Origin of the sequence: Thiobacillus thioparus DSM 505 (assembly GCF_000373385.1) — a bacterium.
GTDB lineage: Bacteria > Pseudomonadota > Gammaproteobacteria > Burkholderiales > Thiobacillaceae > Thiobacillus > Thiobacillus thioparus.
Window position 1 is genome coordinate 566,649 of the sequence record NZ_KB891316.1, and the last position, 15,142, is coordinate 581,790.

The 15,142-nt window shown below is 63.7% G+C and carries 14 protein-coding genes; 5 read left to right on the forward strand and 9 right to left on the reverse strand.

Annotated features, from left to right (window positions below):
• Positions 1-29: 29 nt before the first annotated feature.
• The 4 genes from B058_RS0102945 (at position 30) to B058_RS17745 (ending at position 4,819) form a co-directional block, all read left to right on the forward strand.
• The gene (locus B058_RS0102945) at positions 30-2,711 is read left to right on the forward strand and encodes an outer membrane beta-barrel protein (RefSeq protein ID WP_018506980.1); all 2,682 of its coding nucleotides are present in this window, start codon (positions 30-32) and stop codon (positions 2,709-2,711) included.
• Positions 2,712-2,879: 168 nt separating this feature from the next.
• Entirely contained in the window at positions 2,880-4,040 is a 1,161-nt protein-coding gene (locus B058_RS0102950) for a hypothetical protein (RefSeq protein ID WP_018506981.1), read from the forward strand.
• Positions 4,041-4,097: 57 nt separating this feature from the next.
• Positions 4,098-4,430, forward strand: a complete 333-nt coding sequence (locus B058_RS0102955) for a hypothetical protein (protein WP_018506982.1) — start codon at positions 4,098-4,100, stop codon at positions 4,428-4,430.
• Positions 4,431-4,648: 218 nt separating this feature from the next.
• Complete coding sequence (locus B058_RS17745; protein WP_018506983.1) at positions 4,649-4,819, forward strand: hypothetical protein; 171 nt, start codon at positions 4,649-4,651, stop codon at positions 4,817-4,819.
• 109 nt (positions 4,820-4,928) lie between these two features.
• On the opposite strand, the gene queD is transcribed toward B058_RS17745, so the two are convergent.
• Positions 4,929-5,282, reverse strand: coding sequence for a 6-carboxytetrahydropterin synthase QueD (gene queD / locus B058_RS0102965; RefSeq protein ID WP_018506984.1), 354 nt, complete (start codon positions 5,280-5,282; stop codon positions 4,929-4,931).
• 103 nt (positions 5,283-5,385) lie between these two features.
• On the opposite strand from queD, the gene B058_RS0102970 reads away from it, so the two are divergent.
• Positions 5,386-5,832, forward strand: a complete 447-nt coding sequence (locus B058_RS0102970; protein ID WP_018506985.1) for a rhodanese-like domain-containing protein — start codon at positions 5,386-5,388, stop codon at positions 5,830-5,832.
• Between the two features lie 154 nt (positions 5,833-5,986).
• On the opposite strand, the gene B058_RS0102975 is transcribed toward B058_RS0102970, so the two are convergent.
• The 8 genes from B058_RS0102975 to merT all read right to left on the reverse strand — a co-directional run bounded on the left by B058_RS0102975 (position 5,987) and on the right by merT (position 15,106).
• Positions 5,987-6,331, reverse strand: a complete 345-nt coding sequence (locus B058_RS0102975) for a copper-binding protein (protein WP_088178099.1) — start codon at positions 6,329-6,331, stop codon at positions 5,987-5,989.
• Positions 6,332-6,348: 17 nt separating this feature from the next.
• Entirely contained in the window at positions 6,349-9,486 is a 3,138-nt protein-coding gene (locus B058_RS0102980) for an efflux RND transporter permease subunit (protein WP_018506987.1), read from the reverse strand.
• Positions 9,483-10,967, reverse strand: a complete 1,485-nt coding sequence (locus tag B058_RS0102985; RefSeq protein ID WP_018506988.1) for an efflux RND transporter periplasmic adaptor subunit — start codon at positions 10,965-10,967, stop codon at positions 9,483-9,485. The genes B058_RS0102980 and B058_RS0102985 overlap by 4 nt, the downstream gene beginning before the upstream one ends.
• Complete coding sequence (locus B058_RS0102990) at positions 10,964-12,226, reverse strand: TolC family protein (protein ID WP_157265491.1); 1,263 nt, start codon at positions 12,224-12,226, stop codon at positions 10,964-10,966. Before B058_RS0102990 ends, B058_RS0102985 begins: the two co-directional genes overlap by 4 nt.
• Before the next feature lie 72 nt (positions 12,227-12,298).
• Complete coding sequence (locus tag B058_RS0102995; protein WP_018506990.1) at positions 12,299-12,691, reverse strand: hypothetical protein; 393 nt, start codon at positions 12,689-12,691, stop codon at positions 12,299-12,301.
• Positions 12,692-12,800: 109 nt separating this feature from the next.
• The gene (gene merA, locus B058_RS0103000) at positions 12,801-14,438 is read right to left on the reverse strand and encodes a mercury(II) reductase (RefSeq protein ID WP_026240590.1); all 1,638 of its coding nucleotides are present in this window, start codon (positions 14,436-14,438) and stop codon (positions 12,801-12,803) included.
• On the reverse strand, positions 14,435-14,737 hold the full coding sequence (merP, locus tag B058_RS0103005) for a mercury resistance system periplasmic binding protein MerP (RefSeq protein WP_018506992.1): 303 nt from the start codon (positions 14,735-14,737) through the stop codon (positions 14,435-14,437). Before merP ends, merA begins: the two co-directional genes overlap by 4 nt.
• Before the next feature lie 12 nt (positions 14,738-14,749).
• Positions 14,750-15,106 carry a mercuric ion transporter MerT gene (merT, locus tag B058_RS0103010; protein WP_018506993.1) on the reverse strand — a complete coding sequence of 119 codons (357 nt, stop codon included), beginning with the start codon at positions 15,104-15,106 and terminating at the stop codon, positions 14,750-14,752.
• Positions 15,107-15,142 lie beyond the last annotated feature (36 nt).

A 15,142-nucleotide genomic window follows, 5' to 3' on the forward strand; every position in this document is an offset into this window, starting at 1 on the left:
CAACAGGCGGTGTGCCCCGGAGAATACGAATGAAATATGCTTTGAAGCCGCTGGCCGCATGCATGGCCACCCTGTTTGGCGCCGCGTCGTTCAACGTGTGGGGTGCGCCGCCGGCCGCGCCCCCGATTCAGACCCAGAACCAGAGCCCGAGCGGCGTCCAAGGCGGCGCACCCGTCGCCACGGTTCCCCCCGTGCTGGCGACCCGCCCGATGACTTCGGTCTTCCCGACACAGCCGAACGAGTTTCCCGGCATTCCCTGGGGCTCGTTCCTGGTGTTCCCGGAAGTGTCGCTGGCTGCCACCTACGACGACAACATCTACGCCGAGCGCCCCTACACTGCCCCGCGCACCTACGTGACCGATGACGTCGTCTACACACTGTCGCCGTCGATCGCGCTGAAATCCAAATGGCAGCAACACGCGCTGAACTTCGATGCGGGCGGCGACTTGGACCGTTACCGCAACCACGACTCGGAAAACGTCAACGACTACTGGCTCGGCTTCGACGGCCGCTATGACCTCAGCCCGACGACCAACGTGTTTGGCGGCGCCCGCCACTCGCGCGATCACGAAGACCGTTCCACTCCGGGTAGCAATATCGGCCAGATCAAGCCCACCCTGTATGATCACGACGAAGCCCATCTCGGCGTGGCCCACGCGTTCGGCGCCTTCCGTCTGCGTCTTGGCGGCACATACGATCGTTACGACTACAAGAATGGCGCGCTCGCCTCCGGCCTGCCGACCAACAACGACTATCGGGACCACAACCTGAATTCGCTGGGCGTACGCCTGGGCTACGTGCTGTCCCCCCAATACGAGCTTTTTGGCCAGGTGGCGACCGACAATCGCCGCTACGACAACCTGATCCCCGGCCAGACCTTCAATCGTGACTCGGACGGTTACCGTGCCGCGGCCGGGGTGAAATTCACCCTGCAGCCCCAGCGCCTGACGGGCGAAGCCTTCGCCGGCGTGATGGGCCAGAATTTCGACTACAGCGGGTTCTCCGACATCACCAAGCCGTATTTCGGCTTGCTGACCGTCTGGAAACCGACATCGCTGACAACCGCGACCCTCTTCATCGACCGCTCGCTCGAAGAAACCACCGTCTTCAGCGGTCCCAGCTATGCCTCCAGTTCGACCGACACCACCTACGGCTTCGAGGTCGAGCGCCACCTGACCAGCAGGCTGTCGGTCAACGGCCGCGCCGCCTACACGCATAGCGACTTCAACGACTTCGCCCGCGTCGACAAGATCGTCGACGCCGGTGCCGGCCTGCGCTACTACGTGATGCCCAACGTCTATCTGGGTGCCGACCTGCGCATCGTCGACCGGGCCTCCAGCGACATCGCCGCGCAATACAGCCGCAACCAGATGCTGGTCAGCGTCGGCTACACCCCGGCACGCAACCGCGACTACGCCATCATCCCTGAACGCGAGGCCGGCGCCCCCGAAGCGCCGCGTGCGCAAGGCATATATTCCGGTTTCTACCTGGGCGCCCAACTCGGTCATGGCGGGTTGACCACGGCAACCTGGGGGCCGCGCGGCGGCGGCGGCAGCGACACCGCCGGCATGGGCGGCTTTGGCGCCAGCTACGCGCTGTTCGGCGGCTGGGGCACCGAGCTCGCCGACAACTGGTATCTCGGCGTCGAACTCGACGGCGGCGACAGCAACGCCAACTGGAAACACCGCAAGATCAAGAACGACGCCCCCACCGTATTTGTGGACAAGGACAGCAACTATGGACTGAGTCTGCGCGCCGGCTACCTGCTCGACGGCGGCATGCTGTATGGCAAATTCGGCAAGGTGCGTACCGATTTCCATACCTACTACACCGAGAACCAGTTCAGCACGGGCGCCTACGACCGGGATCAAACCCTGACCGGCAACCGTGTCGGCCTGGGCCTGGAAATCCCGGCTTCGCGCAACCTGTTCGTGCGCACCGATTACAGCGTCACCCGCTATGGCAGCTATGACGTGCCTTATCAGTCTTCCGGCGGCGGCGCGACCACGACAGAAACCTTCAAGACCGGCGACGCCGTCTTCAGCCTCGGCCTCGGCTGGCGCTTCGGCGGCCAGCGCCCCCTCGTCGCCACGCGCCCGGCCACCGAACTGCGCGGCCTCTATATGGGCGCCAACCTCGGTCACGGCACCCTGGGTACCCGGCTGACCGGCACACAGTACGATAGCGGTGTCGGCCCCTATGACTTCACTGGCGATTTCGCCCGCTCCGGCTTCACCGGCGGCTTCTTCGCCGGCTACGGCTACACCTTCAACCAGATCTATGTCGGTCTGGAACTGGAGGCGGAGGCAGCCAATTTCGGCTGGGAGCACGAACGGGATACCGCAGGCTCGGGCGGCCGTGACTTTGCCTCAGAGAAACGCGGCGGCTATGGCGGCAGCGTACGGATCGGCTATGTGCTGCCCAACGGCAGCCTGCTCTACGGCCGCATCGGCCAGGTGCAGACCCGCTTCAATACGTTCTACAGCCGGGGCGCCGGTACGCCGGTCAACCAGAGCGACAATTTCGACGGCACACGCGTCGGCCTCGGCGCCGAGATTCCGGCCTCGCGCAACACCTTCGTTCGCATGGACTACAGCTATACCCGTTACAACGATCCGGTGACGGTCAGCCCCCAGCAACCGACAGCGGACATCATGCGCTTCGACAACACGGAAAACCTGGCCCGTGTTGGTCTCGGCTATCGCTTCTAAGTTACTGAATCCGATGAAAATTTAATGGGCGGCCATTGAGAAAAATCAATGGCCCTTTTAAAGGGACCTGCTAGTCTTCAATTGTAGTGAATGTAATGTTGGCCTCGTTACAAGATCGGGGCCAAAGGTCAAAGTGATCAGTCATCAAATTTGAATATGGAGAGATACATGACACACCCCACATACAACTTCAAAAAAATGATTCTGGTAGGTGGCACCATGTTTGCAATGCTGGCTGTTCCGCTGGCGGTCAACTCGGTCACAGGTCTGGATCTGGGCGTGATTTCGGCCGCTCATGCAGCGGAAGACGGCGGCACCAAAAAAGGTAGCGCCAACAAGGGCGGTGCCAAAAAAGGCTCGGCCAACAAGGGCGGTCAGGGCCAGGGCGGCGCATCGAGCAACAAGATTTTCCGCATTCCGGCCGCAGAAGAAGACAGCGACCGTCCGGTATGGGCGGGCGTGAAGGGCGGCAAGTCCGGCGGCGGCGGCAAGCCTGCCGGTGCGGGCACCAAGAAGGGTGATCTATTCGGCGACATGGTTGTCGTGCTGCGCGACGCCAACGGTGTGCCCATCCTGACGTCCAGCGGCTTGGTGCAGGTCATCGCCTACGTCTACGATGCGTCCGGCAATCTGGTTCCGCTGAAGGATGCGTCCGGCAACCCGGTGGTGATCCCTTACGATGCAGAAGGCAACCTGCTGACCACGGTCACCCTGGGCACGACGACGTACAACGTCTACTCGGCTGAAGTCGATCTGGGCCGTCTGAGCGTGGCGCGCGCGCCGGACAAAGTGCTGCAGCATTCGCTGGATGAAGCGCTTGCCAAACTCACGACATCTGGCGCGGTGATTGCGCTGGACGCCGCCGGTCGCCTGACGGTAAACGGCACGGCCATCGACTCGCCGCTGGAAAACCTGGCGCTGTATGACACCTACATGAAGACCGGTACGTTGCCGGGCGTGACATTGCCGGCCAACTTCAATCCGGCTGCGCTGCTGGCCGCCGCTGCGGACAAGACCGGCAACATCAGCGTGGATACCGTGGTCTACATGGACTCCATCCTGGGGATCAACAGCAGCACTACGTACTATGACTTCTCCTCCGTCAACTACGACCGCTACACCACTTGGAAGAATGCGACCGCAACCGTGCTGGTCCTGCAGTCGGATGGCGTGACGTACAAAGCGGAAACGGTGAATCTGTACGACGCGGTGTTCAACAGCACCAACTGGACCGACCCGACGCCTGTGGGTGGCGCGGACGACTTCGCAACCGCTGCGGACGACTACCTGAAGGTGATCGAGTTCGTTCACGACAACGGCGTTCGTTGATCGCTTGACCGGGCGGTTGCCGCCCGGTGTTTGCACACGCAACAGGAGTTTTGATTCATGAATGCTTACAGCAAATGGGCAACGATGGTGTTGCTGGCTGCCGGCCTTGCAACGGGCAGCGTAGTGACTTATGCAGCCGAGGGCCACACCGACGGCCATTCCGATAGCGGCCATTCGGACGGCAAGAAGGGCCCGAAGTACATGGGCGGCGGCAACAAGGGGGGTAGCCACAGCAGCAGTGCCCACAAAGGCGGCAGTTCACACCATGACAGTTCGGAAGGCGGCAGCAAGTCGACGGAAAGCAAGATTTTCCACGGCAAGTCCGGCGGCCACGACGAGGCCAGCGCCGAAGCCGGCCATGAGAGCAGCGGCACCGAGCACACGCATTGATCGTTGATTCGTTGCAGGAAAAAGGGCACACGGTTCGTGTGCCCTTTTTTTGTTACGGAGCCCGCTGAGACACACTGCCACACACTGATGCCGGCAGGACACACGCCCGACACGCCCGCTGCCTAAGATGCTTTCCATCGGCCGGCGCGAACAGCTCGATACGCGATCGCAGCACGCCGAGCGACGTTTCACACTCAATTCTTTAAAGGAATCCGGTTATGAAAAGCATGCTTCAAGCTGCAGTACTCACCTCCCTGCTCGCCTCGTTTTCGGCTTTTGCTCATCACCCCGCCGAAGACATTGTCGATGAAGAGACCTGGGCGATGATCGACGAGAATGTGGCCGACACGCCGCATGCCGATCTGGATTTTTCCAGCATGGGTCTCTGATCTCCGGGAGCCGCTTCAAGCGGCCTATCCTCGACAACCACGCCGGCCTCCTGATGTCCTGTGTCAGGGGGCTGGTTGCGTGTTGCGCCTGGTCTGCATTGTGCAGCCGTCAGCCGCAGTAGATACAACCCGCGTCGTGAGCCTCCATGACCGAGATAGCGCTCAAGCCGGGTAGCGCCGGCTTGAGTTGCCGCCACAGCCACACGGCCAGATTTTCGCTGGTCGGGTTGTCCAGGCCGTCGATGTCGTTGAGGCAGCGATGGTCGAGCGCGGCATGGATGGGGCGCCAGGCCGTCTCGATGTCGGCGAAGTCGAGCACCCAGCCCAGCACGGGATCGATGTCGCCGCTGACGGTCAGCTCGACCTTGAACGAATGGCCGTGCAGGCGCGAGCAGGGATGGGATTCCGGCAAGGCGGGCAGGCGACGCGCGCATTGCAGGTGAAAGATGCGGAAGATGTCCATGCGGCATTTTCGCGCATGTCGCCCGCACTGGCTATGCGGCGGCTATCGGACACCGTTCGCCACGGCTACACTATGCGCCGTCCTGTCTTGCTGTGGAGCGATCATGTCGGTGTCTCGTCTGTCGATTGCTGCGATCGCCGCGTTCACGCTGTTGTCGCTCGGCGCATGCTCCCGCGACGGCGGACCCACGCTGTCCGCGCCCGATGCCTATGCCCAGGCCCAGGCCGGCACGCTCACGCTGATCGATGTGCGCACCTCCGACGAATGGCGGCAAACCGGCGTGGCCCAAGGCGCGCTGCGCATCAACATGGCGAACGCGCAGGGTGAGGCCGGATTCGTTGGGCAGGTGGACACGGCACTGGGCGGCGACAGGAATGCGCCGATCGGTCTGATCGGTCTCGCTGGCAGTCGCGCCACCAATGCCCAGAAAGTGCTCCGCGAGTCGGGTTTCAACCATGTCTACACCATCAAGGAAGGCATGCTGGGAAGCAGCGCCGGGCCGGGCTGGATCGCACGCAAACTGCCGGTTGAGCCCTGCCCGCGTTGCTGAAGCCCCGTACACAATCTCAAGCCCGACAATACCCACCGTGCTGGCCGTGCGCTGGTGATGGGCGGACAGAGTACAGTGCGGTACGTGCAGAAGATGCGAAAGCCCGTTATGGTGCCTCCCCTTTTTCAGGATACAGGGAAGGAAGCCCCCTTATTTATTTTAGAACCGTGATTCTCGTAATCGTGCCCCCCATCCCGTTGGCCACCAGCTCAAACGCCACGTGCTGGCCGGGTTTGACGGTTGAGGCAAGCGGTTTGTCGATCTTGAACGACATCGTCATCGCGGGCCATTTCAGCGCGGGGATGGCTTGATGCGCGATCGTGATGCTGCCTTTGACTGGGTCGATGGCCTTCACGACACCCGTCCCCTGCACGGCCTGATGCTTGCTATCGCCCTGCATGCCGGATGGGGCATTCATCTTCATGTCGCCCATGTCTGCGGCAAGCGCCGGGGTGCCCGCTATCAGTGCGACCATCGTGGAAGTAACCAGTGCATTCATTTTCATTCTCCAAGGATTCATGAGTTAACGGCTGAAGGAAGCTGTCGGCGGCGCATCAGCCGGTACGCAGCCGGAATCACGAACAGGGACAGGAGCGGCGCGGTGACCATGCCGCCCACCATGGGCGCGGCGATGCGGCTCATGATTTCGCTGCCGGTACCGCCGCCCCATAGAATGAGCAAAAGACCGGCAATGATGACCGCCACGGTCATGGCCTTGGGCCGTACGCGCAGCACCGCCCCTTCCCGAATGGCATCGAGCAGGGCCGCGCTCGTCTCGTTGCCGTCTTCGATTCGACTGTGCCAGGCCTGCTTCAGGTACAGCAGCATGATCACGCCGAACTCGGCCGATACGCCGGCCAGCGCAATGAACCCGACGCCGGTGGCAACCGACAGGTTGTAGCCAAGCAGGTACAGAAACCACACTCCGCCGGTGAGTGCGAAGGGTAGCGTGACCATGATGAGCAAGGCTTCGTCGAAGCGCCTGAAGGTGAGATACAGGAGCACGAAGATGATCAGCAAGGTGGCCGGCACGACCAGCTCCAGACGCGCATTGGCCCGTTCCATGAATTCGAACTGCCCCGAGTAGGCCAGACTCATTCCGGGTTCGAGCTTGACCTCGTGCGCCACGGTGGTGCGCAGGTCCGCCACGATCGAAGCCAGGTCGCGTCCGCGTACGTCCACATACACCCAGCCCGAGGGGCGCGCGTTTTCGCTCTTGAGCATGGGAGGGCCGTCCACCACCGCGACCCGCGCCACCATGCCCAGCGTGATCTGGCTGCCCATGGGCGTGACGATGGGCAATTGCGTCAGTCGCGCGACGGTGTCGCGCCATTCGCGCGGGTAGCGCAGGTTGATGGGATAGCGCGCCAAACCCTCGACCGTCTCGCCGATGTTCTCGCCGCCGACGAGCCCGGACACGACCGCTTGCACATCGGCGATATTGAGTCCGTAGCGGGCGGCCGCGGCGCGGTCGATATCGACATCGACATAGCGGCCGCCGGTGAGCCGCTCGGCCAGCGCGGACGAGACGCCCGGCACCGCCTTGGCGACCTGCTCGACTTGCCGGGCAATGCGGTCGATGTCGGCCAGGTTGCCGCCGGAAATCTTGACGCCGATAGGGCTCTTGATCCCAGTGGCCAGCATGTCGATGCGGTTGCGGATGGGCGGAATCCAGATGTTGGTGAGCCCCGGAACCTTGACCGTGCGATCCAGTTCCTCCACAAGCCTCTCCGGCGTCATGCCTGGCCGCCACTGGTCGTGCGGCTTGAACTGGATAGTGGTCTCGAACATCTCCAGCGGCGCCGGGTCGGTGGCGGTTTCGGCGCGGCCGGCCTTGCCGAAGACGTGGGCCACTTCGGGCACGGTCTTGATCATCCTGTCCGTCTGTTGCAACAACTCGCTGGCTTTTTGCGCCGATAGCCCAGGCAGCGCCGACGGCATATAGAGCAGATCGCCTTCGTCCAGCGGCGGCAGAAACTCGCCGCCGATCCGGCTGATCGGCCAGGCCGCGGTGAGGAACAGCAACGCGGCCACTGCGAGCGTCGTCTTCGGCCGTGCCAGCACCGCATCCAGCAGCGGCCGGTAGGCGCCGATGAGCCAGCGGTTGAGTGGATTCTTCGCTTCATCCGGGACCTTTCCGCGTATCCAGTAGCCCATCAGCACGGGAATCAGCGTCACTGACAGACCGGCCGCCGCGGCCATGGAGTATGTTTTGGTGATCGCAAGCGGCCCGAACAACCGACCCTCCTGCGCTTCCAGCATGAACACCGGCACGAAGGAAATGGTGATGATCAGGAGCGAGAAGAACAGCGCGGGCCCGACCTCGACGGCGGACTCGGTCATGACCCGCCAGTGCGCCTCGCCCTGGAGCGTCTGGCCGGGATGTTCGCGCTTCCATGTTTCGACATGCTTGTGGGCATTCTCGATCATGACGATGGCCGCATCCACCATCGCCCCGATGGCGATCGCGATGCCGCCCAGCGACATGATGTTCGCGTTCACGCCCTGGTAGCGCATGGCGACGAACGCCGTCAGCACGCCCAGCGGCAGGGAGACGATAGCCACCAGCGACGAGCGCACATGCCACAGGAACAGGGCACACACCAGTGCGACGACAATAAATTCTTCGATGAGTTTATGGGTGAGGTTTTCCACCGCGCGGTCGATCAGCTTGCTGCGGTCGTAGGTGGTGACGATCTCCACGCCCTTGGGCAGGCTGGCCTTGAACTGTTCCAGCTTGGCGTGCACCGCCGCTATGGTTTCATGCGCGTTCTTGCCGCTGCGCAGAATGACCACGCCACCAACCGTTTCGCCCTGGCCATCCAGCTCCGCGATGCCGCGCCGCATTTCCGGCCCGAACTGGATGGTTGCCACGTCGCCGAGCAGGACCGGCACGCCGTTCGCCAGCTTGAGCGGAATGGCCCGGAAGTCGGCGAGCGATTTGAGATAGCCGCTGGCGCGCACCATCAGTTCGGCTTCGCCGAGCGTCAGTACCGAGCCGCCGCTCTCCTGATTCGCCTTGCCGATGGCGTCCTTCACCGCGGCCTGCGTGATGCCGAAGCTGGCCAGCTTCACCGGGTCGAGCACGACCTGGTACTGCTTGACCATGCCGCCCACCGTGGCCACTTCGGCCACGTTCGGCAGGGTCTTCAACTCGAATTTCAGGAACCAGTCCTGCAAGGCGCGTAACTGCGCCAGATCATGGCGCCCCGTCCTGTCAACCAATGCATATTCGTAAATCCAGCCCACGCCGGTGGCGTCGGGGCCGAGACTCGAGCGGGCCGTGGCCGGCAGCCGCGCCTGGATCTGATTGAGGTATTCCAGCACGCGCGAACGCGCCCAATAAAGATCTGTGCCGTCCTCGAACAGCACATAGACGAAGCTGTCGCCGAAAAAGGAGAAACCGCGCACCGTCTTGGCTCCCGGCACCGATAGCATGGTGGTGGCCAGCGGATAGGTGACCTGATTCTCCACGATCTGCGGCGCCTGGCCAGGATAGCTGGTGCGGATGATGACCTGCACGTCGGAGAGATCGGGCAGCGCATCGACAGGCGTCGTCTTGACCGACCCGATGCCCCAGGCGACGAGGAACAGCGTGCCCAGCAGCACCAGGATGCGATTGGCGACCGACCAGCGAATCAGCTTGGCAATCATTGTCCGACTCCTGACCGCTCGATGCGTTCGACAACCAGTCCATCGTCGGTCTGGCGCACGCCGACGCGCACCTTGTCGCCCGCCTTGAAACCCTGGGCCAGGTCCGGTGTCCCCAAGGGAAAGGTCATGGTCATGCCCGGCATGCCCAGCATCTTGAACGGTCCATGGGTCAGGGTGATCTCGCCCGGGGCGATGCCCTTGATGGTGGCCTCCGCCTCGTCCATTGCAGGTGATGCCGACATGGCTGTTTTCTCCGCCGGCCGTGCCGCGATCCCGCTGAGACTGGCTTCGGAGTCGAGCAGGAACTGCCCGCTCGCGACCACTTGCTGTCCTTCGTCCAGTCCGGCCGTGATGACCGTCTGGTCGCCGACCTCCTCGCCCAGCGACACCTCGACCGGCGTGTACCGGCCTTGTTCGCCCGCGAGCATGACCAGCGCGCGCCTGCCGGTGCGGATGACGGCCTCGGTGGGTACGGCAAGCGCCGTGCCTTTGGACTTGCCTTGCAGGGACACCTGCGCGGACATGCCCGGGCGCAACTGTCCATTCCGGTTCGGCAACTCGATCCGTGCCTGCAGGGTGCGGGTGGCGCCTTGAAGGACGGGCACGATGCTGGCGACGTGGCCCTCGATGGGGCTTGCTTCTCCTGCCACGGTCGCGGTCACGCGGTCGCCTGTGTCCACCCGGTCCGCCAGCGCCTGCGGCACCGCTGCTTCCAGCCAGACGCTCGACAGCCCGTTGATGCGTGCCAGCGTCTGTCCGGCCATCAATGTCATGCCTGCGCGTACGTCGAGCGACTGGATCACCCCGCCAATCGGCGCGGCGACCGTATAGCGCGACTGCACGACGCCGGTTTTCTCTACCGCGCCGATCATGCGCTCGGGCATGCCCAGCAAGCGCAGGCGGTCGCGCGCCGCGGTCAGCAGACCCGCATCGCCGGATCGCCGGATCGCCAGCAGCTCGTATTGCGCCGCCGCCCACTCGGGGACCAGGAATTCCACCAGGGGCTGCCCGGCGCGCACCATGTCGCCCGGCGCCAAGGGCCAGACGCGCTCGACAAAACCGACGCTGCGATTTTGCACCACCGCCACGTCGCGCTCGTTGAAGCCGATGATCCCGGTCACCTCGGCCTGGAAGGCAAGCGGAATATGCTCCACCTTCGCCAGCCGCACGCCGAGATTCTGTGCGACGGCCGGATCGATCTTCACGCCCGTCTCTTCGCCGCTGGCATCGGCATACTTGGGCACCAGCGCCATGTCCATGAAAGGCGACTTGCCCGGCTTGTCGAAATGCTGCTGGGGAACCATCGGGTCGTACCAGTACAGTACCTTGCCTGCACCCTGTCCGGGTTGGAGACTGGCGGGTTCTGTTTTGGCCGCCCTAGGTGCCGGCTGGCTGGCCCACCACCAGCCGCCGGTTGCGCCGAGCGCGAGCAAGGCGGTACCGAGTGCGACGAACAGCAGGATTTTCTGGGGCTGTCTCATTGTTGTTCTCCTGGGTGATCGCCGTAGGCGTAATACAGACGTGCAGCGACTTGCCGGCGCTGCCCTTCCAGTTCGATGACCTTGAGTTCCGTATCGATGCGTTCGCGGCGCGCGGCAATCACCTCGGCCAGACTGCCTTTGCCGCCGCACCAGGCCGCCATCGCCAGTTCGACCTTCTCGTCGGCGAGCGGCAGCAACACCTCGCGCTGGCGCTTGACGGTATTCGCAAGTCGCTGGTGCTCGGCCAGGTCCGACTCCAGCATGGCGGCGTGTTCGCGCAGCGTGGCCTCGCGCTCGGCATCCAGACCCGCACGCTCGGCGCGTTTGGCGGCGATTTTCGGGTCCTGGCGCGACCCGGGGAAGATCGGCAGGTCGAAGCTCATCTGCAGCGAAACCATGTCGCTGAACTGCGGGCCGCGCTGCTGGTAGGCCAGCTCCAGCGCCCAGTCCGGCCTTTTTTCGGCCTGCGCTTCGCCGATCTCGGCGTCGAGCATGCGTTCCTGCGAATCGAACCCGGTCAACTCCGGATGCCGGTGCAGGCTGTGCGCCAGCACGTCGTGCGAGATCGGCCAATCCGGTGAAGTGCCTTGCAAGGGCTCTTCGGCTGCGGCACCGATCCACCGCTTGAGGGCAGCAATGGCCTGTTCGCGCCGCGTGCGCAGCTCGTCCGCACGGTCCTCGATCAGGGCCGCCTCCTGCCGCGGCATGACTGCGTCTGTCGGTGTCCCTTTGCCACCGGCGAGCATGGCCTTGACTGCCGAATCGAGCAGCCGGTTTTCTGCGCGCAAGTCATCCATGCGGACGAGCGCTTGTTCGACACTTGCGCGCGCGATCCATGCGATGGCCGCTTCGCGTAAGACGGTAAGGCGGGTAATACGGGTCTGCGCTTCGGCGACCGCCACCTTGCTCTGCGCTACCGCGATACGCGCCTCCCGCTTGGCGCCATTGGGAAACTCCTGCATCACGCCGATGCGGCGCATGGTCATGAAGTCGCGGGACACGCTGTAACGGTCGGGCCCGCTGATCGGCAGGTTATCGATGCCAAGCTCGAGTTTCGGGTCGGGCAACTCGCCCGCGGGCAATGAATTCGATTGCGCTGCCGCGGCGTCTTCTTCGCGGGCTTTGAGTTGAGGCGCATCCGCCTGGGCAAGGCGCAGCGCTTCGTCGAACGTCAGCGAGTGGCCAAGCGTGCTGAAACCGGCAAGCAGCATGGCGACGACCATACGCTTCCCGGGTTGAAACGGGATGAGGGAGAACATGACGACCTCTCTTCGGCTGAACAAGACAAGGCGCCGCGCGAACGCAGCACCGCCCGTCACGACCGAAGCGGTCTAAATGCGGAAAACCTGGTATTGGATACGAAGCGGGGGCGAAGCGTCCGCCAGCCACATCGGGCTGTCACGGAGGCTCCGGGAGGAAGAACGATCGCCTGCGTCAAGATGCGGCACGATCCAGAATCCCAACCATGCGAACGGCAGGAGATCGATAGCCGGAACCTGATTCGACTGCGCGGACTGGTCACAGTGCGCCTTGCATAACGGAGTCGGTTTGCTCGCCATTTCGCGCGCACAATCCGGCGACATGTCGGCGTCCTCGGCCGCGTTCGGTGCCGCGAAAAGCATCATCTGCAGCGGGCATGCATACGCCGCGACCGCGAGCTGGCCCGAGATCAGGATCACGGCACAGAGAAAAGCGATTGATCGGCGTATTTTCTTGCGGAACATGACTGCACTATAAACCGATGCGTTTCATTTAGGAAACCCCGCTTATCCCTCCCGGAGTTGGTGCTGCAAACCCCAGCACAAGCAACCCCGGCAACGACCACGTGGTGGATCAGCCCGCGCAGCAGGACAACTGTTTCACGTCCCTGGTGAAAGTTTGGGCGCATAGCTTGAGCCCTTCCACCATGGTGAGATAAGGGAACAACTGCCCCGCCAGATCCGCGACAGTCATGCGGTTCTTTATCGCCATCGCGGCGGTCTGGATGATCTCGCCACCTTCTCCCGCCAGCACCTGCGCACCCAGCAGGCGTCCGGTGTCTCTGTCCGCCACGAGTTTGATGAAGCCGCGGGTATCGAAGTTGGCCAGTGCGCGCGGCACGTTGTCCAGCGTCAAGGTGCGGCTGTCGGTTGCCATGCCTAGCCTGCTTGCCTGCGCTTCGGTGAGACCCACCGTGGCCACCTGCGGATCGGTGAACACGACCGCCGGCACGGTGGACAGATCGAGCGCGGCATCGCCGCCGGTCATGTTGATGGCAGCGCGGGTGCCCGCGGCCGCGGCCACGTACACGAACTGCGGCGCGTTGGTGCAGTCACCGGCCGCGAAGATATGCGGCTGGGAGGTGCGCAGGTGGTCGTCCACGACAATGGCGCCCCCGGCATCCATGGCCACGCCGGCACGCGCGAGATCGAGCCCCGCCGTATTGGGCGTGCGCCCGGTGGCGACGAGCAGCTTGTCGCCGCCGATGAGCCCCGCGCTGGTTTCGAGCGAGAACAATTTGCCGTCGAAGCACACGCCGGTCACTGCGGTATCCGTGAGAACCCGCATGCCTTCCTCGATCAGAGCGGCCTTGAGCCCTTCGCCAATCGCCGGGTCTTCCTTCGACAGCAGCGTGCCGCGTGCTACGAGGGTGACGCGGCTGCCCAGGCGCAGATACGCCTGCGCGAGTTCCAGCGCCACCACCGAGCCGCCGTATACGATCAGATGGGCTGGCGTTTCCTCGGCGATCAAGGCCTCGATCGACGTCCAGAACGGCGTTCCGGCAAGACCTGGTACGTCCGGAATATACGGCGAACGGCCGGCGGCGATCAGGATGCGGTCGGGCGTGAGGCGCGTCTCGCTGCCGTCGGCCTGGTGCACGACGAGGGTCCTGGCATCCTCGAAGTGAGCCAAGCCGCGCAGCAGCGTGATGCCGGGGTTGGCTTCCAGAATGCTTTCGTATTTGGCGTGGCGCAGTTCTTCCACGCGCGCCTGCTGCTGCGCGACCAGCGCCTTGCGATCCAGCAGGGGCGCGTGCCGGGCCAATGCGGGAAACGGATGTTGGGCTTGCAGGTGCGCCACGTGGGCGGCGCGGATCAGGATTTTCGACGGCACGCAGCCGACATTGACGCAGGTGCCGCCGATGACGCCCGCTTCGATCACCGTCACCGCCGCGCCTTCCTCCGCTGCGCGGATGGCGGCGGCGAAGGCTGCCGAACCGGTGCCGATGATGGCGATCGTGAGTCTGGAATCGGCCGCGGGCGAAGCGCCGCAGCATGTTTCACCCGCGAGTTCCGCGCCATAGCCACTGGCGCGCACGGCGTCGAGCAAGGCGGCTGCAGGGGTGTCTGCCTCGGCATCCACGCGGGCCGTGGCATCGGGATAAGACACCTCCGCACGGGTCACTCCGGCCACCGTCAGCAGCGCCTGCCTTACGGATGCGGCGCAGTGGTCGCAGCTCATGCCCGTCACGTGGAGAACGTGTTCGCTCATTTGGGCTGCCCGTCACGGGCAGCGGCCTTGACGGTGGATTCATAGCCGGCTTCGAAAGTGGCATCCTCCAGCGCGTTGATACTGGCCCTGGCGTCGTCGAAGGTCACCACAGCTTCCTTTTTCTCGAAGGACACGTTGACCTTGGACACGCCGGGCACTTTTTCCAGGGCCTTCTTCACCGTGATCGGGCAGACCGCGCAGTACATGCCGGGAACCGACAGCGTGACCGTGCGCACTGCAGCGAACGCGGCATCGGTGAAGGAAAACGCGAGGATCGACGCGAGAATCAGTTTTTGCATGGCCAGACTCCTTCAATAGAACAGCGGGGCGAGATACGGGAAGATCACAGCGAGCGCGATGAGCGCTGCCACGATCCAGAACAGCACTTTGTAGATCCGGTTGGTCTGAGGCATCGCGCATAGGGAGCCGGGCGTGCAGGCGGCTGCGGCCGGTGCCCGGTAGATCTGTTTCCAGGCGAAGAACAGGGCGATGATGGCTGCCCCGAGGAACCAGGGGCGGAATGGTTCCAGCACCGCGAGATTGGCGACCCAGACGCCGCCAATGCCAAGCACGACCAGCACCAGGGGGCCGACACAACACAGGGAGGCGGCGATGGCGGCGATGACGCCACCGATGAGAGGCAAGCGCCCAGCCTTCTCTTGCGACATGGCTTCTCCTTTCCGGGATAAGATGGCGCAAGCTTA